The organism is Psychrobacter sp. S4(2024), assembly GCF_036861305.1.
GTDB classification, from domain to species: domain Bacteria; phylum Pseudomonadota; class Gammaproteobacteria; order Pseudomonadales; family Moraxellaceae; genus Psychrobacter; species Psychrobacter cryohalolentis.
The window spans coordinates 397,220-423,083 of the sequence record NZ_JAZAQR010000001.1; the positions used below are offsets into that span (position 1 = coordinate 397,220).

Consider the following 25,864-nt stretch of genomic DNA (forward strand, 5'->3'; position numbering starts at 1 on the left):
CCAATCTGCCAAAATCACAGCAAATATGAGGGTAGATATCTAAGTACAATCTTTAGAACTGCCAACTATAAACCACATCCACGGCATTTTCTGCTGCTGACGTTGCCTCTACATAGATACGGCGGGTCAACTGGTAACGTATCGACAAGCTGTTCTGCGCATTAAAAACGCCCACACCATAGCGGATATATAAGTCAGGGGTCACATAACCGGTGACATTGACATTGGTATCTTCACTGCTGCCTGAAGCATCAACCGTTAAGCTTTGGAAGCCAAACGCTTGACCGATTTGATTGGTCAAATTACGTGTACCGCTCAGCCCAAAGCTCAGCCCAGCGGCCGCTAAGTTATTGGTGACTTGAGATTTAAAGCCTTGCTCACTGATTTGAGTAGCACTCTGATTATTAATACGACCCGTGACCAAGGCATTCATCGCTTGCTGCTGCGTAAGCCCGGCATTATTGAAAACGATGATATTAGGGCTTTCAGTATTACCTTTGACACGGACACCGACTGTTTTACCACTGATATTTTTGACCGCTTCGATACTTAAACTCGGTTTCATCACATCGCCGTTGAAGCGCACTTGACCATAGTTAAGCTCTAGGTTTTGACCAAAAGCATTAATATTGGTACGACGTGAGACCTGTACCACCCCTTTTGCACGCATGATGCCTGTACCGCTTTGCGTGACATGAATGGCACCTGCTAGAGGAATCACGGCACCAAAACCACGGAAGTTGATGTCATTACCCAAATCGATACCGATATCAGCATTGATTGACCAAGGTTTTGAGATAGCTAAAACTTCATCAATATTGCCAATAAGACGACGATCGAGTACGACAGCGTCTTCGGTCTGAGTAATGATATCTTCACTGGCCTCTGGCGGACGAATGGTCGCTGATGGCACACTGACTGCCCCAGTGATATTGACGTAGCGATCGGAAGGACGCACGATAATATCGATATCAGGATCGACACTCGCCACCAATAATGGCGGCTGGGTCAATATCAAACCTTTACCATCTATACTCAGCTTAGCCTGTAGCTTTTGCTGCCAATTGACAGTGCCAGCAACCGTCCCTTTCCCTGTACCACTATTGAACCTACCATCGATCGTTGCTTGAGTACCACGGATTTTGGCAGTGGCATTCACTTTGGTCAAATTGACCGGCAAATCAAGCATCGCCATGCGACCATTGGCTAACTTCACATCGCCATAAAACTGTGGCTTATCCAGTGTGCCGCCCAAGCCGCCTGCCATAGTGATGTTGCCTTCGAGCACGCGCATACCAGGAAAGAAAGGTTTAAAAATAGCCAAATTAAGCTCATTGAGCACCAACGCACCTGATATAGGTTTGGGCGTCTTATATGGATCGACGATCACTTCTGCATAACCACGAGCACCATCACCCGTATTGATATCTGAGCGTATTTTTAGACCATTTGGTACAGACACCGCAATGAGCGAGATGCGCTTGTAAGGTAAGGTGACAGGCAAGCTATCACCATCTTGAATCAAGCCAATTTTACCGTTGTCAGAATACAGCGTGGTATTAATCGTTGGTGGACGACCACGTTGCCAACCAACAATCGCTTTACCGTTAATCTTGCCATGCCAATCGATATCTTTTGGCAAAAACGCTGAAAATAGTGAGGTGTCTATTTTTTGTATCGCCAAATCAACTTGACCACCAGCAGCTGAAGCAATAAGGTTTTCACGTAAGCAGAGCTTTCCTGTTTGATCAGTCGCCTGCCAACAATGTGCCGCCAGCTGTACTTTTAGCTCTGTGCTATTTTTACCTTGCTTCTTAGGCAAATTAACAATCAGCTGCGCTGGCTGCAATTGGTTTAAGGTTGCATATTTGGACTTAACTTGACCCTTGCCAATAACACCTGACCAGCTGAGCTTATCTCGATTAAAGCCACCCTTAAGCCTTGCTGAGATACTGAGCTTCTCATTAAGCAGATCAAAATCTGCTACGTGAGCTTGTTCAGTACCATTAAAGGTTGCATTAAAGTTTTTAAAATTTTGCCCCGCCGCTTCTAAGCCTTCGGCAGTGATAATAAACTGGCTTGGACTATTTGCCAAGTTAACCAGTTTGCCACGTATGCGACCTTGACGTAATATAAAGCCTGGTAGCGTAATACGCTCACCAACCAAATCAACATAAATCGTCGGCAATGCTTGTCCTGCTGGCTGTGACAAGGTAGCACCGCCAGAGATTTTACCACCAAGCTTGTCTGAGAGCTGATCAAGGCTTGTGATATTGATTTTGGCTTGTAACTGTTTGGCATTACCATTAGCGGTGATGTAATTATTACCCCAACGCAGTACCAAATTATTGGCATTTAAGCTTTCGATCAAAGCGTTCACTTGCTTATATTGTGCCTGCGCATCTTGCTTCTGCAAACGTTGAAAATAGCTTGCCAAGTCTTTTGGTAGATGTAGTTTGGCTGTCAAGCTGCCTTTGGCACTAAGTGGTTGACCCTTTAGCATCCCATTCAAATTCACTTGCTTGATATTAATCGTCTGTTGGGTATCGCCCCAACGTCCACTGGTATCAATAGTGCCGGTAATCGTACTCGGTATGTCTTTGAAGAAATAACCCAAATTAAAGCGATCCATGACCGCATCAATATCCCAAGCAAGACCTTGGCGCACATCAACGGTGCCTTTAGCATCAATACTGCCTGCTGCGCCCACATGTCGGAAACGCTTGATTCGAATGAGCTGTGCATTACCACTGGCATCAATAGTCAGTTTACCTGCTGGCAATTGCTCAGCGTCTAAGACACCATCAAAGTTTACGACGAAGTTTTTCAGTACGCCTTTTGCCTTAGCATTATTCTTTGGCGGACTTTGCCACTCGCCAGTGGTTTTTAAATCACCAGTAATAATGGCGGCATTATTGGGCAAGAAATAACCCAAATTAAACTTATCAAAGCGCCCATCTAGCGTCCAGCCGATATTCTTTCTTAGGTCAATGACACCCTTGGCTTTGACCGCACCTGCTTCACCATTATAATTTAACTTGCGAACACTAATCAGATTTGGCGTACCAGCGGCATCGATTGATAAGCGACCTTTTGGTACATCAGCCGTGTCAATTTGACCATCAAAACGCGCATCAAAGACCGATAGCTTACCGCCGATAATATCAACACTGGCATCGCCGCCACCAGTAATGCCGATAGCACGACCTTTTTGCGTGGCATCCAACTGCGCCTGCAAAGCCGTATTATTGAAACTAATAATATGCCGCTGACCTTTGACACGGTTTTTAGTGATATTCAGCAATCGTCCGTGGGCACTGATACGCCCAGTTAGGCGCTCAAGCGGTATATCACTGCGGTATTGCTTGGGCAATAAGCCATTAGTACGTGCATCAATCTGCCAAGTAAGCGGACGTTTTTTAGTGGCTAATTGAATCTGACCTGTCCCTGACAAATCGCCCACTACGCCTTTATAGTTTAGGCGGTTGATATCAATGATATTGCCAGCCTTTCGAAGCCTGACATCGTAATTGCCTTTAGGCGCAGCATTCAGCTCATTAATAATGGCTTTGCCATCGACAGAAAGATTTGAGCCGCGAACAATCACCTTCGCTTGCCCACTAGGGCTATTGATGTTGCCGATATTAGGGATGTTTTTACGCACAAGGTTCTGCCATTTTGCATCAATATACAAAGGGGCGATTTGTTTAGATTTGGCTGAGGTTTTTCCACGGACAATATTGGCATTGACTTGCTCGCCATCACGCTGACGTAATGCGGCATCCATTTCCATATTACCGGCAGTATTTTTATGCTGATAATGAACGGATAATCGACCGTTTAACTTTTGCGGGGCATATACTTTAAAGTCCGCATATTGTTTAGGAATGACGCGACGTACATCAAAATTACTGCCGCTCGCTCTTATCTTTGCATCAAAGCTGCTGTTCCAATCCAAGATACCTTGCAATATCAAGTTGCCAGCAGCCACATCTGCATCTAGGCGATCAACACGTAGCTGACGATTGGCAAGAATGGCGCGTCCTTGGTAATGTCCTGAAGGAATGTCTTTAGCAGTCAATTCAGTGTTGATACGTAGGCGTATCTCTGAGATAACACCTGATGCGGTCGCGATGCCACTCTTTAAGTGAATGTTTTGACTGTCCGCATAAGGAACCAGAATGTCATCCCATTCAAGTTTTGCTTGAAACGGTGCATCAGGATCCAATCCCTGCACTACAAAGTCGCCACTAACCGCACTATCATTGTAGCGGCTACTAACCTTGCCAACAGTGCGCTTTAACGTGCCTGTTGCGGTGATATTCAAGGGATCAATATAGGCTTTTTCTAAAGCACTGACCTCTACAATGGCACTCAAATCTAAAGGATAGTCGCCTTGCAAATCGGCATGACCCTCTAAAGCACTGACTTTAACAATATCGCCATATTGCAAACTACCGCGACCCACCGTCACCATACTGCCAACCCACGTCAAATCGCGGGCTTCAACATCATGCACAACAATGGGGTCACGAGTTACTTGCTTATAAATGATGGTTTTTACTTTTGCATAATCAAAACGTAGATTAACCGGTAAGCTTAAGGTTCTATAATCGAATGCCTCACCTGTTGGCGGTTTTTTATTGATAATTTCAATGGTTTGTATATCCGCATCACGCAAATGTACTTCTTTGGCAAAGACGGCGCGCCAGCCTATTTTAACGTAAGCTTTATCTACCAATATCTCAAGATCTTCATTGGCAACAATATCGATATCAGTGAGCCATAGACCTTCGCGCAGATTGCCGCTACCGTATTTGAATTCAATACCAGTTTCTGCACTGATTTTCTCTAAGATAAACTTAGTTCCTGACTCAGTACCCGCCGCATATAAGAAGATGGCAAACATAATCGCTAGCACGATAAGAATCAGTACCAGCAATTTGAGCACAAAAGACAACGGATACCAACGTCTTACGGCGCGGGCATCTCGTTGTGCTGGATCTTCATCTAATGGCTTATTAGGCAGGGTATTTTTGGTCGACATGACACTCAACTACGTTAAAGAATGATTACCAGCAATCGCTAGAATAATAAAAAGAAACGGTTTTGTTTATAGACTTTTATAAAGGAGAGCCAATAAACAGATGCAACCTAACTGGAATGCTCTCTTCTGTCACGCCAGCTGCAACATCGACGCGCACCACGCCAACAGGTGACGCCCAGCGGATACCAACGCCGACACCAACTTTGGTATCTGTCTCAAAATCTTTGTCATAAGCATTACCAGTGTCAGTAAAAACAGCACCGCGAAAGCCGGGTTTAAACTCATAGTTATATTCTGCACTACCAACCGCGAGGATTTGTCCACCAGTCAGATAGCCTTTATCTAGTGGCGATAAGCTTTCATAGTCATAACCACGGATACTTTGATCACCACCAGCAAAGAAGCGCAGCTTATAAGGCACCTCATCAAAGTCATCTGCCCAAATATAACCAGTATTGATACTGCCAAGCACTTGATGCTTGTCATCAGCACCAAAGCTATAAATACCGCTGACGCCAGCGCGAGCAATTGCTAGATTGGTATCGCTAAACGCTTTATCAGCCCCCGCTTCAATCGAATAGTATTGGCGGATACCGCTAGTGGGATTGGTCACACTATCTACATCTGTCTTACTGATGCCATAACCAAGTAATAATGCTTGCTGTCTAGGCTGTGAAGACGTAAAGCGAATAGGAAGATCGTTTAACTGCGCTTCATCATCAATACCCGTTTCTAACTCATCTAAACGGTAGCGCAGAGAGTAGCTGCGATTCCAACCCGTTTCACGGCGGATATTACGCGCTAGCGACCCTTTTAGGGTTTTGGTAGACAAATCGAAATTGCCTTCACCTTGATTAATAGCTTCTTCTTCATAAGTTAAGCTTGCTTCAAGCTTATCATTCAAAGGATGCTTCCAAGGTCCGCTAGCATAGACACCGACATTTTTAGTAATTCTTGAGACTTCTGTCTCAAGTCCTGCCTGATAGCCTTTACGATTGAGTAGATTATAATCTATTTTCGCGGTTGCGCGGACACCCGTATCGGTACCATAACCAATACCCACCTGAGCATCGCGCGGTTTATTCGCCGCCACAAACACGTATAGCGGTACTTTCTTACTCTCTAATACTTCTTGCGGTGTTTTACGCCCTGCCAATGTTGGTGGTACGAAGTTCTCATCCGCCAATATACTTTTCTCATCCGGGAATATCTTTTGTGCAATGTCGCTGATAGCATCACTAATTTTACCTAAAATACTGTTTGAATCTTGGTCTTTTTCATCCAATACCCGATCATTTGGCAGACGGCTTAAGCGTTCTGCTTTTTGCTTAATGGCCTGCAGCTTCTCAAGCGTCTCTTCATCGGCTTCAAATTCGATAGCAGCAATGTCAGCCGCATTTACTTTCTCTCCGCTATTAGCATAAAGCTCGCCGTCATTACTAACACCTTCTATTTGACGCGCATTAACATCGGAAGCATTGTTTACTTCGTCATCCATTGTTTCAACAAAATTGTCTACATTTGGTGAGTTATCAAAGGCCAAAGTAGCACTTTGTGTGCGCTCATCTGGCGGCAAAATCGACTCAACGTTGATGGTATTAAAATAACGGGTCGCCGATAAATCGTTACTGAATTTGGTGACAGCGGGACGATAAAAAGGATCGCCTTCTTTAAAGTCGAATAACTGCCTTAACAGTGACAATTCAACGGGCAGTTTTGCAGGATCACGGGTCAGTGTCCCTGATTCTCTATCATAAGTAAAAAATACCACTTCATCAAACTCATAGCGATTGCCAGTATTGTAAACCAGGGAAACATCTGCTGTGTTATCAGGCAAGATAATATCGACGGATTTATTTAACCAATATTGATCAAAGTAACCGTAAGTATTACTGAGCGACTCAAGGGCAGATTTACTGTCTTTATAGACGCGGTGGTTAAAGATATCGCCTTCTTTTGGCGGCAGATCTTTTTGAAGCTCAGCGAACTCTTTTTGCTCACTGCCTGCACCGCGAATGTCGACAATCCGGCTATCGACACGTACGGGCTCACCCAGCTTTTCAATAATGACATCGATCGTGTCTGTATAAGGCTGGCTTAGACGCAAAGTCACATCATAGTAACCAACTGCTTTTGCAGCATCTAATGCGGTTTGACGTAAACGCGGTAATGCCGCTGTAAAGTCAACGACAGACTGCACAGTGGTATCATCAAGCGCCGCCTTGATATTCTTAATAGGCTGCACATTGTCATCAGCTTTGACTAGTATCGGCTTGGTATTGACAGCATTGCTATTGTTAGCTGCGACTTGTTGTAAGTAAATCGTAGTATCTACATGTGGTAGCGCCAGTGAGCCTGAATTAAACAATCGATTATAGAGACGCTTGACAATATTGCCTTTGTTGCGCGCCATTGGACTCGGCGTTTTGGCTTGCTCGATACTTTCGCTAACGGCTTCGGTATCGTTTTGATAATCTGGCAAATAGTCATCAGGATTGATCGAGTTTTCTGTATTCTTTGATTGATTAACGTTGGCTAAAATATCGTTATCCATTACCTCACTGGCATTACCACTGCTGACAGCATCGCTAACAGTAATAGGACGCGCCATGATCTCTGCAGTCTCAGCTCGCTCAGCAATGCTTTCATTGATGCCTAATGTGTCTAAATTACTGGGTGTAGGCAGATTGGTCGCGTCTAACTCCACATCCAGCCCAATCGGCGGCGTACGATCGTCTAAAGTGGCGACAGGCGCATCAAAACCACTATTATTACTAGTGCCAATCCTATCGATATCTTGCGCGTTTTGTCTGTCCATCGCCGCAAGCTCACGATCAATCTCTTCAGGCGTCATCATCTGATAGCCCTGCTGCTGTATCGCTGCCGCTTGCTGCTCTAGATCTTGATCTTGATTTGTATCAAAATTTTGCGCATCCTCGAAATCATTATTAAAGCTATTGGCATTTTCTGGAGTAACATTACTGTTAGTCTTGCCTGCTGAATTTTTCGCGTTTGGATTCTTAATACCTAGCGTCTGCTCACTATAGTCATCCAATATAGATTGCTCAATAACACCTTGCTCGACCGCTTTTTTTAGGCGCAGCGCATCTAACGCCATATCCAGCTGACGGTCATCATCAGAAATAGCCGCTTTGGGGGTTTTTGGTGACGCTGCTGTAGCAGTTTTTGCTGTTATCTGGCTGCTTATAGCGCTATTATTTGAATCAGTAGTAGCGGCAAAAGCAGCAGGGGCAAGACTACAGCCAAAACCGACCAAGCTGGTGGTCAATGCACTAAAAAGCGCTGTGCGGGTAAAATAAAGACGCGGAGTGTCGTTAGCACTAATAGTAGCACTAGATTTGATTGAGCTATTTTGGCAACCTAAGAGGTCAGGCAACTTAACAGGTACGTTATGCACTGGCGTTGAAGGCTGATGTTTCATATTCATTCCTATTCCCTCACGCAGTGCAAGGTTGCTGACGCTGACGACTGCTAAGTCTTAGCGGTAAATACAGTGATGACAACAATTATAATGAGCTAAAACAATTTTTTAACTTGCAGCTTTACTTTTTGTCTGACGATTTAGCCTACGATTGAAGCATTAATATGTAATTAGTATATAAAAAATTACTTACATCAGACTATTTAAGCATCGGCAAACCTTTGCTATTGGCCACTTTATTAGGATTTAGTCGGCTAAAATTTACAAATCATAACTTAGTTAATTATGAAATCATAGCATTGGACGTATGTATTTTTGCCAAAGCCTTGCTATTATACGGCTTAACATTGATAAAACCTATGCCATATTTAGTTAAGTTTTTGATAGCGTTGATAATTACCCTAGTATTAATGACTATTTTCTCCGTCTTGCTTCACTTTTACTTGTCTTGACCCATTTGTAGGAATTTTCATGGCCAATCAGTTTCAGTTATTTAAGCGTCGCCGTTTTAGCGCCATGTTTTTTACCCAATTTTTGGGAGCGTTTAATGACAATATTTTTAAGCAAGCGCTGATATTAGTCTTGACCTACACGGCGGCGAGCCAGCTTGGCGTTGAGGTCAGTATTTTAAATAACTTGGCGGCCATGTTATTTATTTTGCCGTATTTTCTATTTTCGGCGCTGGCAGGGCAAATCGCTGACAAGTTTGAAAAGTCTAAATTGACCCGTTTAACCAAGCTACTTGAGCTGTCCATTATGGTGATTGCGGCAGTGGGTTTTGTATTTGAGTGGTATGCACTCTTATTTGTCGCGTTGTTTTTAATGGGCACACAATCTACCTTTTTTGGGCCCATCAAATATGCCTATTTACCACAAGCGATGCAAGAAAATGAGTTAGTCGGTGCCAATGGTCTGTTTCAAATGGGTACGTCATTAGCGATATTACTTGGTATGATTATCGCTGGCGTCTTAACCCAAGTGCCACAGCCGCTATATTGGATTAGTCTGACCGTATTAGTCGTTGCGATATTAGGTTATTTCGCCGCCCGATCTATACCCACCATGCCAGCGATGCAGCCTGATTTAAAGATTAATTGGAATATCTTTACCACCAGTGTGTCAACGGTACGTTATTTATATTCCTTACGGTTTTTGTTCTTCGTTATCTTGGGCAACAGCTGGTTTTGGTTTTATGGCGCGACTTTTTTGACCCAAACACCTGAATTCAGCAAAGTCATTCTTCATGGCGATGAATCAGTGGTAATTTTCCTGCTGACTTTATTCTCAGTCGGTGTCTCTATCGGCTCATTATTATGCAAAAGGCTTACCAAGAATCAGGTCAGCTTACGTTTATTACCCTTTGGTATCGCTGGTTTGAGTATCTTTGCTATCGACTTGTATTTTTCTCTATCAGGATTATCGATTGATGGGAATACTGAGACGTTAATCGCAGTGAGCGGATTATTTGCTATCCCTGGTAGCTGGCGCGTCTTTGTCGATTTATTCTTTTTGGGTTTTAGTGGCGGCTTATATATTGTCCCTTTATATGCATCTATGCAGGCGTATGCACCCAAAAGCCATCGTGCACGTATTGTTGGTGCCAATAATATTTTCAATGCCATATTTATGGTTGGCTCTGCTATCTTCTCTATCGTTGTCTTAAATAGCTTGGGTATGTCACTACCGCAGTTGTTCTTAGTCACGGGCTTGCTCAATATTGCCTTTGGGATATTTTTATATGCCAAGCTGAACAAACATATTAAACATGCCAGCATCCAAACTCATGATGATGAGTTGAACAGGCACGATTAAAGGGTCTTAGGATTTGCACCAATAGCATTAATAACGACTGTTATTATAAGTCGATTGCTGAGCGCCTCATTATTATGATGCCGACTATTGATATTGTTTGCTATAGTAAGCTATAAGATTAAATAGTGGCCGTTGCAGCGCTCTAAAAGGCTCATAGCAGCCCGTCATTTATAATAAATAATGCCATCAGGAGTGAATCATGGCTTTGCGTTCCTTATCTAAAATCGATCAATTACTGCTTGGGGTAGACAAGGCATTGCGAGCAGTCGTACCGCATTCCAATCCGAGTACTCGCCCTCTTCCTGTGAGTAGTGATGAGATTCCTGAGCTGAGTATTACAGAATCGCGGCACGTTGCAGGGCTGATGCGTATCAATCATACCGGAGAAGTATGCGCGCAAGGGCTGTATCATGGGCAAGCATTTACGGCAAAAGATAATAGTGTCAAACAAGCCATGCAGCAATCTGCCGAAGAAGAAGTCGACCATCTGGTCTGGTGTGAGACGCGTCTAAGCGAGCTTGGTAGTCATCCAAGTGTGTTTACACCTTTATGGTATGGCATGTCTTTTGGTCTCGGCGCAGTAGCAGGTGCCATCTCTAACGAGTTTAGCTTGGGGTTTGTCGCTGAAACAGAAGCACAAGTTAGCGAACATCTGCAAGATCATATTGGACAACTGCCCCCACAAGATCAGCGCTCAAAAGAGATATTGGCACAAATGGATAGCGAGGAATTACACCATCGTGAGTTGGCACTTGCCAATGGTGGCGCTGCATTGTCGCCACTCATGCGTCATACCATGCGCTGGATGGCAAACCGCATGAAAGCCACGGCTTATCATTTTTGATTGATTTACTTTGACAAACACAGGGCAGCAAAAAATGCCTCAGTAATGACTTTTAACACTCCTACTACTGTTCGTATTGAGATTAATTTGCTAGGGTATAAAAAACTGTACGATTTTGCCATAACTATATGAGTACAACGTCAATGTCTAGCAGATATCAAGCAGCTATTAAGCAATGGATTTATCAATAACGACCAAATAGACAAAACAACGATTAAATAAGGTAACTATCTTTATGAACGCCATCAGTCAACCGACCCACTCTCAAAAATCGCCTAAGTTTGCGACTTTAACCGCATTGGCCGCAGCTTGTGCCATGATGTTATCTGCGCCTGTGAATGCTGCCGAAGTTGATGCTTCAGCGACTGCAACTACTTCTGTACCGAGCGCGATTGACTCAAGCAAACGAGTGATTCGTCTTGCTAGACCGAATGCAGCTGTCAGTGCTACTCAGGCAGCAATCAATGTTCAACCAGAAGTGGCAACAAGTACTGCAGCACAAGTGAGTGCTCAAGCAAATATCAATACGAATCAACAAAGCAGTGCCCAAGTTACTAATACTCAAATAAACAATACACAGCCCACTCCCACTCGTGCGCCTCAAAGTACTATCCAAAATCAAGCCATCCAAACCAATCAGAATACTGAGCTTACAGGGACGACACGGGTTTATGAGCGTGGACCGATGGTTGCAACGGGTATCGATTTACGTGGTGGTCAGCTGTCAAACATTCCAACGCCACAAGTGCAACTTTCAGACATCAGCTTTATACCTACCATCTTGATAGCGCAGCAAACCGGTCTTGGTACAGACAAATTGGATGTCAGTCTACTCGATGATTTTATTAAAGACACATCACCATATGCACGCCATTATCCACCAAACTTCCCTAACCGCACCCAGCGTCATTACGCTCGTGAAAAAATCAAAGTACTAACTGACTGGATTGAACCTTATGCCAAATCGCCTAAGGCTTCTTACGATGTGTTACTGCGTGCTGCTAAGCTAAATGGTATGGGACGTAACTTAGACTTAGGGTCAGAATATACGGTACGTGGTGGGCAATATATTGACCGTGCCATCAAAATCAAACCGGATAGCGGCGAAGCCAACTTTATATATGGCATGATGCTCTCAGAAGGCGGTGGTTTCAAAGAAGGTCAAAAGTATCTTGATCAAGCGGTTAGCTTAGGTTATACCGAAGCAGAGCAAAGCTTGGCACAATCGGATGTCTTGAGTGATCGCCGTGAAAAAGCGCTAGAGCGTTTGCGTCGTTTAGAGCAGAAAGTCCCAGACAATACGGTTATCCGTCAGCAAATCAAGCTAATCGAAGACGGTAAGTTTTATATTTGGGATATACCAGCATCAAATATCAAACCAAATATGTAAATCAAAACCTTATAAAGATGATGTATGACAAATACGTCATCAATATTAGATAAACATAGTTAAAAATTAAAAATCTAGCGCCTTTTTTTATATTGAGAAATTAACGATATAAAACTAAGGCGCTTTTTTGTACCAAATATAAACGCGTATTATGAACGTCAAATAAAATATCATCATGCTCTTACATTCACTTTTATTTGAAGCGCTGTCCTTCTTTATTATTCTATCTTTTCAGTAAGGCTATTTTCTCTAGCGTCGTATCCAGTAAGTTTAGCAAAATTTGAATATAAGGCGATAAATACGATAGTCGAAGCACCAAACTTCCGCTACACTCATCCTAATATAATTGCTATTTGATAATACATGCCTGCCCATTATTCACTGGAATTACCTATGATTTTCGCCGACCCTGTCAATAATGCGCCAAAAGCCACTCATAAAAATAAGATGCCTTTGGCTGTATTGGCACTGCTATCAGCTATGGCAATATTACCTGCCTGTAGCACGGTCTCTGTCAATAGACAGGCCTCTGCCAAGACGATTTCGGCGCAGCGAGGTAATATTGTCACTGATAACAAGCTCAGTAGTGATACGGCATCATTATTATTGTCAGCAGGGCTCAATGAGCAAGCCTGTATGCAGCAGTTTGAGCTTTGCTTAACACAGCTTGCTGATAGCATGCTTAATAGGCACTATCGCCCAGCACTGGCCGCCTTTTCAGAGTTACACTATGCAAAAGCGCGCCAACTCGCTACCTCAAAGAGCTGTAGCAATGCGCTTGCCCGTCCGCCACTTGATCCCTATTATGCCAATGCACCTTTAGATGATGCTGAAGCTAAAGCGCAGCAGAGCAAAACCGAGATATGTTTAATCGACTATCAAGAGCGTCTCTTTGATGCCATCAAATCCAGCTATACCTACTTATTCTATGACAGTCTAGAGCATGATTTTGAAGGAGCCGATGAAAAAGTAAGTGGCGGACGGGCAAAAAATCGTATCCCAAGCGATATCGATATCCAAACTCAAGATATCTATAATGCCGCGAGCAATGATGTTATTACTCAGCTTTATCAATCAACAGGCGACATGAACCAATTGATGCGCAATGTAAAAGTAGAGCATCTTGCCACGACCGCTAATACCAGCAGGCGTGATAGTAGTGAGCTTGCCGTCAATGCAGCCATCGCCAATAGTTCACCCGTCAAAGGACAGCCAACCGATCAAGTCAAAGTAATGAAGGTGCAAGTAGACAACTATCATTTAAATGTGTATTTGCCAAATGAAAACAACTATCTTAAAAATGCCAATGAGAAAAATTCTGCGCTAGCAGACTTAGTGTCTACTTATGAGCTGCGCTTGTCGGGGCTAAACTCCATTAGCAAGCGACCGGGTTTAGGTATCAGTTTGGTAGCGTCATTGGACGATCGCTATACCACCACTATTCGTCAATTATTACTCTCTTCGCTCTCAGGTCAAATCGGTCAAGAAGCGGCTAATAGCAGACTTGGCAACAATAGCACAAGCAACGCCGCAAAAATTGCTCAAGAAGAAGATGCCAGCTCACGCATTTATCCTACTGGGCATCTATTGATGACAGGACTGATTAAACCTACGGGCACTAGCGTACTCGACACCCTAAGTAGCGAGCAGCTAGATATCCATTTATATAACCCTTACCGCAGCGAGAGCGCCTCTATCTTAGGTGATGACTATCCACTGGCCGCCAACTTCTCTGCCGGTTATGGACTCTGGTTAGCAGAAAATCAGCTCGATGGTGTCGGCTATCTAAACCTTATTACCCGTCAAAAAGAAGCCAGTTTACCCAAACTTTTTATGCTTGAGCCCTATGACCCTAATAAACGCGTGATTATCATGCTGCATGGTCTGGCATCAAGTCCGGCAACGTGGGTCAATTTGACCAACGATATTTTTAATGATGATAAATTACGTAATAACTATCAGGTATGGCAGATTTTCTATCCGACCAATCTGCCTATTTTAGAAAATCGCTATCAAATCCAAAAATTAATCACTGCCACTTATCAGCAAACAGATCCTACAGGGACAAATCTTGCCAGCAAGAACAGCGTCATTATTAGCCATAGCATGGGCGGCATCATTGCTCGCATGATGTTATCTGATGATAATTTGGCGAATAATCTGGATGCATTAGACGATAACAGTTTATTAGCCAACAGCAGCCAGCGTCAGGTTGACGCCATGCTCAAGCAAGCACTTACCAATAAAGAGCTACGCAACCGTTTTGAATTAAAGGCGCTACCGCAAGTTGATACAGCAGTCTTTTTATCTTCGCCATTCCAAGGTACTGACTATGCCGATCGCTGGTTTACCCGTGCGCTACGCCGCATTATTTATCTGCCGGTGGGCTTAGTAAAAACTGTTACGGACAATTTGGCAACCATTGCTATAAAAGGCGACTTGGCGAATAACCCTCTAGGGGCGTTATACCTGCAAAATGGTGCTAGTCAATTGAGCGACAAGTCTTCTTTTATTCAATTAACCAAAGACATTAGCATCAACAAACGTATTACTTATCATTCGATCATTGCCAATAACGATTCTGATATCACAAGAGGTCTGGCAGCAATGCAGCCGGCAGGCGTCAAACTTGATTTGTCGCAAGCAGTCATAGAAGATGACGATAGCGTGATTGAGACTGTCGATACCAGTAGTACCAGCAATGTAGAAAACTCAGATAATTTAAACGTTTCAGCTGCCGTAGTTGATGGAGAGACTGCAAAAGATGTGACTGCTAAGACAGATACCTTGCCACCTGAAGCACTGGTCGCTGCTGTTATCGTCAATGAAGAAATTAGTCAAGCATTAACTGAGCGTTTGTCAGATGGTATCGTCCCCTATACCAGTGCGCATCTTGATGGTGCAGCGTCTGAGACGGTTATCAATGGCGGCCATAGTATCCAAGAAAATCCACAAACCATTCTGACCTTGCGACGTATATTGCATAAACAATTACAGCAATAGCTCAAACTGAATGACAGGTTGGTTATTTTCACAGTAGATTTTTTACAATAGATAGCAAAAAAATATTATTAAAAAGTATTGTTTTATATTACTGTTCTGTATCTATTGATAACCTTACTTAAACAATAGCCATGGCTTGAAAAGCACAATATTACATTGTTAATCATTTGTGACCAATAGGTGCGTGATATGGCTGGATAGCAACTTGCGCGTAAGCAGACTCAGGCGCATAATGCTGAAATAGAAAATATTTTAATAATGCCATAAGAGACATATCTTATAGTTTATAAGGACATAAATTATTTACTTTAACTAAATAGTAGTGCTTAGATTATCATAGATAAGGTGTTGTCTAAATGACAACGATAGCCAGTTTACATTGACTATTGTTCGTAACACTTATTATCCTACTGACATCCGTATCGACGGACAGCTACGAACAATGATTTCAGCGTAACATGGAAGCAAGCGCTATTCAGCTAAAATATAAGGGTAACCGCTTATGTTCGCTACATTTATGATTGACCAGCTTGATGCGCTGATGCTTGCGCGTATCCAGTTCGCTTTTGTTATTTCATGGCACATTGTTTTTCCAGCTTTTTCAATCGGACTTGCCAGCTTCTTGACCGTTTTAGAGTTTCGCTGGTTAAAAACTGGTGAGCCTATCTATGCCGAAGTCTACAAACACTGGGTAAAAATATTTGCCGTGGTATTTGGAATGGGTGTCGTGTCAGGCGTGGTAATGTCCTACCAATTCGGCACCAACTGGGCAGTGTTTTCCGATAAAGCGGGTAACGTGCTGGGTCCCTTGCTTGCTTATGAAGTATTGACCGCCTTTTTTTTAGAAGCCTCATTCTTAGGGATTATGCTATTTGGCTGGGGTCGTGTCAGTAAACGTATGCACCTTGCTTCAACGGCGATTGTCGCTATCGGTACGCTGATATCAGGGTTCTGGATTTTGGCTGCTAACAGCTTTATGCAGACGCCACAAGGCTTTATGGTTGGCGCAGATGGTCTACTGTATCCCACCAACTGGTTAGAAATCATTTTTAACCCCTCCTTCCCCTATCGCTATGCCCATATGATGACCGCGGCTTTCTTGACGACTGCTTTTGTTATTGGCGGTATCGGTGCGTATTATCTACAATCCAAAAAACATGTTGAACATCGCAAACACGGTCGTGTCATGCTCGGTATGGCGATGGTGATGGCGATTTTTGTTGCCCCAGCACAAGTACTTATCGGCGATATGCATGGGCTTAATACATTAGAGCATCAACCTGTCAAAGTCGCAGCGATGGAAGGGCTTTGGGAAAATGAGCGCGGTGCACCGCTGGTATTATTCGGCATTCCAGATCAAAAAGCAGAAAAAAATCACTATGAAGTTAAAATACCTTATGTGTCCGGTTTAATTTTAACTCACTCATTTGATAAAGAAGTGAAGGGCCTTAAAAACTGGGCACCAGAAGATCGACCATTCGTTCCCATTGTCTTTTGGGCTTTCCGTATTATGGTTGCCATTGGTATGCTGATGGTATTGGTGGGACTATTTAGTCTATATAAATACTTCAAAAAACAACAATTTAATTCTGACAGTATCTGGTTCCACCGCTTATGGATGATGATGACCCCGATGGGTTTTATCGCCCTACTTGCTGGGTGGTTCGTCACTGAAACCGGTCGTCAGCCGTGGACAGTTTACGGCGTCATTCGCACGGCAGAAAGCATGTCTCCGGTTGCGGCACAACAAGTGGCAACGACACTGATTGGCTTTATCGTACTATATGTCTTTGTGTTTGGTGCAGGGAGTTTTTATATTTTACGCTTGATTGCAAAGGGTCCACAGCCGTATGAAGACCCTGCTGATGATAACTTCTATGAGCACTCTATCACTGAAGGTCAAGGTCGCACGTTAAGCGGTGATAGCAATGCCAGTGAGAAAGTAGAAGATTTGGATCAGCCTGCCGATGACGTCGAAGATGGAGGATTACGCTAATGTTTAACTTTGGTAACGTATTAGATTTACCCCTCATCTGGGGCGGCTTAATTGCTTTAGCTGTCTTCGTTTATGTGTTACTTGATGGATTTGATTTGGGCTGCGGTATTTTATTCCCGTTTGCGGGTTCCGACAAAAATCGTAGCCGCATGATGAACTCTATCGCCCCTTTTTGGGATGGTAATGAGACATGGTTAGTATTGGGCGGTGGTGGTTTATTTGCCGCCTTCCCAGTCGCCTATGGCATTATTATGACAGGGCTTTATCTGCCGGTGACCTTTATGCTGTTCGGTTTGATTATGCGCGGCGTAGCATTTGAGTTCCGTTTTAAAGCAACCTCACATCGCTATGTATGGGATACCTTTTTCTTTATCGGTTCTGTGGTTGCTACCTTCTTCCAAGGGATTATGCTTGGCGCGTTGGTACAAGGATTAGAGGCAAGTAATCGTTTATATACCGGCGGCCCTTTTGATTGGCTCACGCCATTCTCTGTGGTCTGCGGTATCGCTCTGATTATCGGTTACGCGCTGCTTGGCTCGACGTGGTTGATTATTAAGACTGAGCATAAGCTGCAAGTTTGGGCGCGTAAAGTTTCTGGTTGGATGCTATCAGCATTGGTAATCGCAATGATTGTCGTGACTGCCTTTATGTATTTCTCAGACATTGATGCGCTTGAAGGTTGGTTTAGTTTCCCAGGGTTATTGTATCTTGCACCGATACCGATTATCGTCTTGGCGTTATTTTTCTTTATGCGTAAAGACTTGACCTCAGAGCGTGAATATCGTCCGTTCTTATTGACCGTCGTGCTATTTTTGATGGGTTATATCGGTGTTTGTTTTGCGATTTTCCCTTACATCGTGCCGTATCAAATGACCATTTATGAGGCAGCAGCAGCAGATACTTCATTATCATTTATGCTTATTGGTGCTGGCATTATGCTACCCATTATTTTGAGCTATACCGCGTTTGCCTACTATACGTTTAAAGGTAAAACGGATCACGAGCACATGTATTAATAGCTATTGAGCAGTATTCTATATCCTATAGTTTTCAGGAGAACACTGTTTAGGAGAATATCATGAAAAATCTTAGTAAAAAACAATCTCAGTGGGCATGGTTTATTGGTTTATATATCGCAGGTTTTCTGACGATTTTTACCATTGCCCAGCTGATTAAATTGGCAATGGGCGTATAACGTATAATATAAATAGTTATCCCATGAGCTATTCATAAAAAACCGCAGCGCTAATCAATAATTAGCGCTGCGGTTTTTTATGGCCTATTACTACTAGATATTATAGATTAAGCACCGCAATGTTCGCTTACACCTTTATTTTCTATAAAGGTATTTACCTGCTCTAGGCGTTCAGGCGTGCCAACATCTATCCAATTATCATGCATGATCTCAGCCGTTACTTGGAATTTTATCATTGCTTGTCTAAGTAAGGGTCCAAGGGCGGCAGATTGACCTGACACCAAGCCATCAACCAATTGTGGCGACACAACACTGATGCCAGCAAAAGTATATTTATCGGCGTCACCAATGGCCTTCTCGCTTGCCAAACCATTATTAATAGCAAAGTCGCCACCCTCATTATGCTCAGGATTATCAATCAACAATAAATGGGCGCGCTGGTCTGCGCTTAGCTCATACGTGACCAACTGACTAAAATCAAACGTCGTCCATACGTCAGAGTTGACTAAGATAAATGGTTCATTTTTCAACTTTCCAGTTTGTAGCGCTTTAAAAATACCACCTGCTGTCTCTAATGGCTCATCTGCTTCAAGTGACCAATGCAACTGTACGCCAAACTGCGTGCCATCGCCAAGCGTATCCATCAACTTATCAGCCAGCCAAGAGGCATTAATCGTAATATCAGTAATACCAGCGGCTTGTAGCGCTTTAATATGCCAAATAATAAGTGACTGCCCACCTACTTCCACTAACGGCTTTGGTGTCTCTAAAGTTAATGGACGCAGGCGCGTACCCTTACCGGCTGCCAAAATCATGGCTTGCGTTATTACCGACATAGATAATCCTTATTCTTGGCGAAATTTATACGAGGCGACTGATAATTAATAGCTTTGAATACATTGGCATTAAATATATGAGCGTTAAATATATTGCTGCACAAATTTGGTTTGATAAGCAGGCAATACTGTATCCATTATCCATTGATTAAATGGCAAAACGACTTGTTGCAGACGCGCACTGCCTTTTGTACTTAGCCATTCTAATTCAAAAAGAAAATCACGCATGACTTTAGGAATATCCGCTAAATAACGACTTTTACCATCGCGCTCATAAAGCCGGATAAAAATACCAAGCACTTTTAGGTGCCGCTGTACGCCCATGATATTGACCTGACTTTCAAGTTGCTCAGCATTGTCTGCTGTTAATAGCCCTGCTTGTTTTTGCAATTGCCAAAAATCAGAAATCCACTGCGTTACTTGCGGCTCTGACCATTCGACATAGGCATCACGTAGCAATGATACCAAGTCATAGCTATGCGCGCCAATCACTGCATCTTGAAAGTCAATCACCCCTAATCGCGTGTTATCTGCCTGATCCTGCATCAAATTGCGGCTATGATAATCACGATGGACGATGACTTGGGGTTGTAATAGAATCTCTTCTATCAAGGCTGATTTTAGGTTTTCCCATAATGACGTATCAAGTGTCACTCCGATATGTGGAATAAACCAGTCGCTAAATAAATCCATTTCACGGTTGAGCATTGCGGCATCATAATCAGGCAATTGATGCTGAGATTTTGCTGTCTCTACCGGTATCTGTTGCAGCGCAACTAGTGTCTGCATCGCTAATTGATAGTAGTCATTTACTTGCGCAGGCGTAGCACCAACTAATAAATGAGCGAACTCTACCGCGCCAAAATCTTGCAAGACCAAAAAGCCTTTTGTCACATCTTGCGCGATCAGCGTCGGCACATTGATGGCTTGCGACATGAGCTTTGCCACATTAATAAACTGCTGCATCGCGTCTTGCTCATCAGCCGAATCCATGACAATATAACGCGCTATTTTTGTCGTATCATCCGTACCACCAGCTACTAGCTGAATACGGTGATAACGGCGAGCACTGGCATCACCTGGTAAGCTTTCAAGGGTAAAGGTTTGATTCTCGAACACTTGCTTTAACCAGCACTCTAATGACTCTTGGCGCGTATTAATGGCAGGTATCGCAAGTTCTAATATTCGTTCGTCGGTAATAGTTTTTTCGGTCATAAAAAGCATCGCAGGTTAAATATAAGTCGTAAATGACTAAATGAGTGATAAGTAGGACAAATACTTGCTAAAATGGTGAGCGCTTATTGCACAGTCGCTGTTGTCTTAAAAATAGCATGGCTATCTAATAAACTTTGATAATTTGATAAATAGTGTAGCTGATTTGGTTTTTTTTGACTATGATTAGTCGTCATTATATGTAAAACGTCCCAACTTTTAAGATTATATTATTTATTATTCGTTTATAAAGCGCTGTAGCTGTCTAAAACAGACTTGCTAGACGATTATTGCAATCCAATAGGCTCTACAAATCATAGGTGTGCCCTTGTTATATTCTCCGCTTTACCAAAGCATCCGTTTGATTTTATTTGGCGCGCTAGGCTTATCGAGCCTGACCGTTAGTGCCGCTATCAATCAGACTGACTCGATAATGCCTGAGCCATTGGTGACTGATAGCTTAAACCAGTATGCCGATGACGTAACAACTGATGCTGGTTTTAATAATGAAATCAATCAAGACATCAGCTATCAAAGCGACAGTCAGCAGTCAGCAGCCTATAAAAAAGCCAGTTTGAGTAGTGATGCTACTCTAGGTAATGACGCGGCTGTAAATAACAATAATATCACTGCGATTAACGATCGTACCAAGACGAGCCAAGATAGCCGCGTTGCCCCAGTAAATACAAGCAACCCATCAAAAGCTGGTAATCGTCGAATTGATACCAATGATGAGAGTATTCAAGAAAGCCTTAAACGTTTAGCAGAATTTTATGAGCTGACGCCAGATACGAATGTTGCAACATCAAACAATACAGGCACTAGCGTAAACGATGAACAAAATAATATTCAAAACAGTTTGACGCCTGTAACGACTAATATCCCAACCGTAGGTAGCAATCTGCGCTTGCTGCCACATACCGTCGATAGTGCGGCGCGCTGTGAAGGACAATGGGTTTATCCTAAGAAAAACCCTAACTATCAACGGGCTGTTAATGAAGCAAGCGCCAGTAGTGGGCAACCAGCACCCAATTTAAATGGTCTGCCCAATAATCAAGCGCCACTATTTGCAGAGTCAGATTATGGCTACTATGATAATGTCGATTATGCCGAACTATCAGGTAATGTCATCATTGACCAAGGGACTCAGCATATTGAGGCTGAAAAAATCGTATTGGACTTAAGCAACGGGGTGGCAGCGGCGCAAGGTAAAGTGATGTTTACTGACCAAGCTACTGGCAATGTCTCTGTAAATGGGGAACAAGACCGCATTCAGCAAAACGGTAAAACCAGCCTTACTGATAAAGCAACACAAGGTGGTCTCATTGGTGTTGCTGACAATTTGAATTATAATACTGAAACAGGGCAATCTACTGCTACAAATGTTGCCTTTGCCAGTGTTGAGCTACAAGCACATGGTTATGCCAAGCGCTTAAACCGACCGAATGAGAGCCAATATGAATTGGATGAGGTCATGTATAGCACCTGCCCTCCGACCAATCGTAAGTGGCAATTTGATGCCAAAAGCATAGATTTAGACACTGAGACAGGACGCGGTGAAGCTTACAATACCACCTTCCGTATTGCTGATGTGCCTGTATTTTATCTGCCCTATTTTAACTTTCCAATAGACAGTCGACGCGGTAGTGGCTTCTTATTGCCTAATGCAAGTATCAGTAGCGAAAACGGACTTGAAATTGATGTGCCTTATTATTTCAACCTAGCTCCCAACTATGATGCCACGCTAAGCACGCATATTTATACCACTCGTAATCCTATGCTATCTGGAGAGTTTCGTTATTTAACAGAAAATTATGGCGAGGGTATCTTTAATGGTTCGTACTTGCCTAATGATAAAGAATACGATGGCGAAGACCGCCGCAGTTTGTTCTATGATCATTATTGGTCATCTACCAGCATCCCACGCCTAAGCGGTGAGGCCAAATACAGCTACGTATCTGATGCCGACTACCTTAATGATTTTGATACGCTAGGTTTATCAGATAACACCTTAAACTTGCCGCGCCGAGCGCAACTGAATTATTATAATGACTATGTCGACGGCGAGCTAAAAGTAGAAACCTTCCAAACACTTGATGCGTTGAATAACAATGGGCAGATGTTGCAAGATAAAGACAAGCCTTACTCGCGCCTACCGCAGCTCAAACTTGATTACCGTCTACCTTGGGCAAAGCATTTTGATATCACTGGCGTCAGTGACTCCGCTTATTTTAAAAAATCTATCGATGATGGTTCTGAGAATGAAAAAAGTGGCACACGTTTTTATAATAAACTCAGTGCATCTTATCCTATGGAGAACTCATGGGGTTATATCAAGCCAAAGCTAAGCTTACAACATCTGTTTACCACTTATGATGAAGATAGCTTAGTTGACAATTCACTGGATAAAGATGATGGCAGCCAGTCAGTGTTTGTCCCGCAAGCCAGTATTGATGCAGGTTTACATTTTTATCAAGCCGGCTCACCGTTTGGCGCATTTGATGACACGTTAGGTGGTTATCGTTTACTTAGCCCGCGCCTGAAATATACTTACTCGCCTTATAAAGACCAAAACGATATTCCTAACTTTAATACTCGTATTGCCTCTATTAACTATGAGCAGTTATTCTCAGACAGCTGGTTTTTAGGGCATGATCGCTTACAAGATTTACATGCTTTTACCCCAGGTATTAACTATCGTTACATCGATGCAACGGGCGTGACACGTTTTGATGGTAGCATTGGTGAACAATTTTATCTCGATGATGGACGCGTTACGCTTGATAATACAAAACCTGTCTTTACCTCATCCTCTTCAGGGCTAGTTTGGGATACTAGCACACAGCCGTATAATAATGTCTGGGTCGATGTGAGTGGCGCGCTGACCAATAGCTACGATTTAAATTATATTACTACTGAGTTACGTTACCAGCCATCTGATAATAGCTTGTTTAATGTAGGTTTTATCAAACGTCAACGTGATGAAAATACCAACCAGTTACCACTGTCTGCATTGACAGCGTCAGCAGTTTTCCCAATCAATAATAACTGGCGTGTACTGGCTCAAGGTCAATACGACTATAATCGCAACCAAATGCTCGATTCATTGATTGGGATCGATTATGAAGATTGCTGTTTTGGCTTTGCGGTTTATGGTCGTCGTTACTATAATGACTTGAATATTGCTGAAAAACCCACACAAGCGATTATGGCAGAAGTAAGATTAAGTGGTCTTGGCAGTGGTAGTAGCCGTTTGACACGCTTACTTGCTGATAAAGTATTAGGTTTTGAACCTGTTCAAAATGCATGGAAAGACTAATAACATGATAAGAGACAAGCCTAATTTATAGCCTAGTATGTATGGTATAAACTGGTTTGCATTCTATTATAAACAACCCTAGCCACTATTTTAGTATTAACATTATTTGATGCTAAAGCAGTGGCTAGTGGATTTAACCGATTACCATCCGATGCAATGACATTGATGAGGAGCATCATGAGATTTTTTTCTTTACGCCAGACAAGCCAAGCAGTATTCCTATCGATGGGCTTAATGACTGCTCTTGGTATGAGCGTTAGTGCCCAAGCAGCAACGGTGAACTCTGCAAAAGCGCAAGCGACGACGACTCAAAAAAACAACGTGGCTCGTTTAACGCCTGCCAATAGTACAGATGGCATCATTGCATTGGTGAATGAAAATGCGATTTTAAAAAGTGATCTCATTGCTGCCATTGCTCAGACACAGGCACGTGCAAAAGCTGCGGGTGAACCTATTGCCAATTCAGCACAGTTACAGTCAGAAGTATTAAACGCCCTTATTTTGCGCGAACTACAGCTGTCCTTGATCAAACGTGTTGGTTTAAATCCCGATGAAGCGTCTATCAATAAGCGCTTAGAACAAATAGCAAAAGCAGAAGGTTTAAATAGCATCGCCGCTTTACAACAGCGTTTAGACTCAGCGCAATCGGGCAGCTATGCGACTTTGCGCGCGCAGTTGATTGAAGATGCCGCTATTCAAGCCTTACAACAGCGTCAAATCACCAATCGTGTGCGTATTAGCGAGCAGGACATCGATGCATTTTTGGCATCACCTGAAGCCAAACGCTTGAACCAAAGTGAGTATCAGACAGTCCATGTCCGTGTTCCATATATGGATGACTATAGTCGCCTATCAGAGGCACAGCGTAATGACGCTTTAAAAGTGGCACAAAAGTTACGTACACGCCTTCTTGTGCCAAATGTCAATGTCGCTGAAGCGATTGCAGCCAGTCAAGGCAGCTACCCTATCCCATTACAAGGTGGTGATATGGGCTTTCATAAAGCCGCTGCCCTCCCAACTGAGCTATCGAGCGAGATTACCAAACTTGAGGTTGGCGCTGTGAGTGCGCCTTTAGTCACCCCTGAAGGTATCGATATTATTAAGCTTGCCAATAAAAAAGCCAATGATACCATGCTTGTTCCTCAGTGGAATACTCGTCATATCTTGGTTAAAGTTGATGAGCTACAAACAGATGCTCTTGCTGAGCAAAAAATTAACGACCTATATAGTCAGCTACGTAATGGTGCTGCCTTTGATAGTCTAGCATCAACGTATTCAGACGATCCTGGTTCAGCAGGGCGCGGCGGCGATTTAGATTGGGTTGGTGAAGATCAAATGATTGCGCCGTTTGAAGCAATGATGAAAAACACAGCTGTCGGTGACTATTCTGCCCCGTTTAAAACGCAATTTGGTTGGCACATACTTAAAGTTGAAGGTAAGCGTCAACAAGATGTCAGCGATGAGTATCGTCGCACTATGGCACGTCAAGCTCTATATCAACGCCTAGCACCACAAGCCAAAGAAGACTGGCTACAAGAGTTACGTGCTGGCGCTTATATCCAAGTGCTTGGTTAATGATCAAGTGAACTAAATAACCAGTCAAAGTATTTTATAAAAAAGGGTATATGCCAGTGCGTATATCCTTTTTCTATGCCTTTTGATTTGTTATTTACTTGAAAATAATAGCAGATACATAAATGCTCAAGCATAAAAAGAACGAGTAAAAATATATAAATTAATAACTTAAGCACAAAGAAAAGCCCCGAAC

13 protein-coding genes are annotated in these 25,864 nt (G+C 43.0%); 9 read left to right on the forward strand and 4 right to left on the reverse strand.

Translation table 11 applies throughout. The features are described 5' to 3' along the window. Positions 1-52: 52 nt before the first annotated feature. Positions 53-5,047 (reverse strand): translocation/assembly module TamB domain-containing protein, encoded by a 4,995-nt coding sequence (locus VLA57_RS01670; protein ID WP_333954145.1) that lies wholly within the window; start codon positions 5,045-5,047, stop codon positions 53-55. Between the two features lie 76 nt (positions 5,048-5,123). Next, positions 5,124-8,495, reverse strand: a complete 3,372-nt coding sequence (locus tag VLA57_RS01675; protein ID WP_333954146.1) for an autotransporter assembly complex protein TamA — start codon at positions 8,493-8,495, stop codon at positions 5,124-5,126. A gap of 465 nt (positions 8,496-8,960) precedes the next feature. Between VLA57_RS01675 and VLA57_RS01680 the strand changes: the two genes are divergently transcribed. The 7 genes from VLA57_RS01680 to VLA57_RS12550 all read left to right on the forward strand — a co-directional run bounded on the left by VLA57_RS01680 (position 8,961) and on the right by VLA57_RS12550 (position 18,729). Continuing rightward, entirely contained in the window at positions 8,961-10,301 is a 1,341-nt protein-coding gene (locus VLA57_RS01680) for an MFS transporter (RefSeq protein WP_133104449.1), read from the forward strand. Positions 10,302-10,506: 205 nt separating this feature from the next. Beyond that, positions 10,507-11,145 (forward strand): 2-polyprenyl-3-methyl-6-methoxy-1,4-benzoquinone monooxygenase, encoded by a 639-nt coding sequence (coq7, locus tag VLA57_RS01685; protein WP_263242467.1) that lies wholly within the window; start codon positions 10,507-10,509, stop codon positions 11,143-11,145. Between the two features lie 235 nt (positions 11,146-11,380). Next, the gene (locus VLA57_RS01690) at positions 11,381-12,535 is read left to right on the forward strand and encodes a tetratricopeptide repeat protein (protein WP_133104447.1); all 1,155 of its coding nucleotides are present in this window, start codon (positions 11,381-11,383) and stop codon (positions 12,533-12,535) included. 393 nt (positions 12,536-12,928) lie between these two features. Then, a complete protein-coding gene (locus VLA57_RS01695) occupies positions 12,929-15,538 on the forward strand; it encodes an esterase/lipase family protein (RefSeq protein ID WP_333954147.1) in 2,610 nt (869 codons plus the stop codon). Positions 15,539-16,040: 502 nt separating this feature from the next. Beyond that, on the forward strand, positions 16,041-17,534 hold the full coding sequence (locus VLA57_RS01700) for a cytochrome ubiquinol oxidase subunit I (protein WP_020443790.1): 1,494 nt from the start codon (positions 16,041-16,043) through the stop codon (positions 17,532-17,534). Next, positions 17,534-18,550, forward strand: a complete 1,017-nt coding sequence (gene cydB / locus VLA57_RS01705; protein ID WP_333954148.1) for a cytochrome d ubiquinol oxidase subunit II — start codon at positions 17,534-17,536, stop codon at positions 18,548-18,550. Before VLA57_RS01700 ends, cydB begins: the two co-directional genes overlap by 1 nt. A 62-nt stretch (positions 18,551-18,612) precedes the next feature. Then, a complete protein-coding gene (locus tag VLA57_RS12550; protein ID WP_020443792.1) occupies positions 18,613-18,729 on the forward strand; it encodes a hypothetical protein in 117 nt (38 codons plus the stop codon). 107 nt (positions 18,730-18,836) lie between these two features. Here VLA57_RS12550 and murU read toward each other — a convergent pair whose 3' ends face one another. After that, positions 18,837-19,565 (reverse strand): N-acetylmuramate alpha-1-phosphate uridylyltransferase MurU, encoded by a 729-nt coding sequence (gene murU / locus VLA57_RS01710; RefSeq protein ID WP_133104444.1) that lies wholly within the window; start codon positions 19,563-19,565, stop codon positions 18,837-18,839. 84 nt (positions 19,566-19,649) lie between these two features. Beyond that, positions 19,650-20,789, reverse strand: a complete 1,140-nt coding sequence (locus VLA57_RS01715; RefSeq protein WP_133104443.1) for a phosphotransferase — start codon at positions 20,787-20,789, stop codon at positions 19,650-19,652. A gap of 316 nt (positions 20,790-21,105) precedes the next feature. Between VLA57_RS01715 and VLA57_RS01720 the strand changes: the two genes are divergently transcribed. Beyond that, complete coding sequence (locus VLA57_RS01720; protein ID WP_442968859.1) at positions 21,106-24,096, forward strand: LPS-assembly protein LptD; 2,991 nt, start codon at positions 21,106-21,108, stop codon at positions 24,094-24,096. A gap of 177 nt (positions 24,097-24,273) precedes the next feature. Beyond that, on the forward strand, positions 24,274-25,671 hold the full coding sequence (locus VLA57_RS01725) for a peptidylprolyl isomerase (protein WP_011514024.1): 1,398 nt from the start codon (positions 24,274-24,276) through the stop codon (positions 25,669-25,671). The last annotated feature ends 193 nt before the right edge of the window (positions 25,672-25,864 follow it).

What these genes read in the sequence shown, in the direction of transcription:
- VLA57_RS01675 (WP_333954146.1), bottom strand. Translation starts at nt 8,495, where the DNA reads ATGAATATGAAACATCAGCCTTCAACGCCAGTGCATAACGTACCTGTT.
- VLA57_RS01695 (WP_333954147.1), top strand. Translation starts at nt 12,929, where the DNA reads ATGATTTTCGCCGACCCTGTCAATAATGCGCCAAAAGCCACTCATAAA.
- VLA57_RS01690 (WP_133104447.1), top strand. Translation starts at nt 11,381, where the DNA reads ATGAACGCCATCAGTCAACCGACCCACTCTCAAAAATCGCCTAAGTTT.
- VLA57_RS01670 (WP_333954145.1), bottom strand. Translation starts at nt 5,047, where the DNA reads ATGTCGACCAAAAATACCCTGCCTAATAAGCCATTAGATGAAGATCCA.
- VLA57_RS12550 (WP_020443792.1), top strand. Translation starts at nt 18,613, where the DNA reads ATGAAAAATCTTAGTAAAAAACAATCTCAGTGGGCATGGTTTATTGGT.
- murU (WP_133104444.1), bottom strand. Translation starts at nt 19,565, where the DNA reads ATGTCGGTAATAACGCAAGCCATGATTTTGGCAGCCGGTAAGGGTACG.
- VLA57_RS01680 (WP_133104449.1), top strand. Translation starts at nt 8,961, where the DNA reads ATGGCCAATCAGTTTCAGTTATTTAAGCGTCGCCGTTTTAGCGCCATG.
- VLA57_RS01700 (WP_020443790.1), top strand. Translation starts at nt 16,041, where the DNA reads ATGTTCGCTACATTTATGATTGACCAGCTTGATGCGCTGATGCTTGCG.
- cydB (WP_333954148.1), top strand. Translation starts at nt 17,534, where the DNA reads ATGTTTAACTTTGGTAACGTATTAGATTTACCCCTCATCTGGGGCGGC.
- VLA57_RS01715 (WP_133104443.1), bottom strand. Translation starts at nt 20,789, where the DNA reads ATGCTTTTTATGACCGAAAAAACTATTACCGACGAACGAATATTAGAA.
- VLA57_RS01725 (WP_011514024.1), top strand. Translation starts at nt 24,274, where the DNA reads ATGAGATTTTTTTCTTTACGCCAGACAAGCCAAGCAGTATTCCTATCG.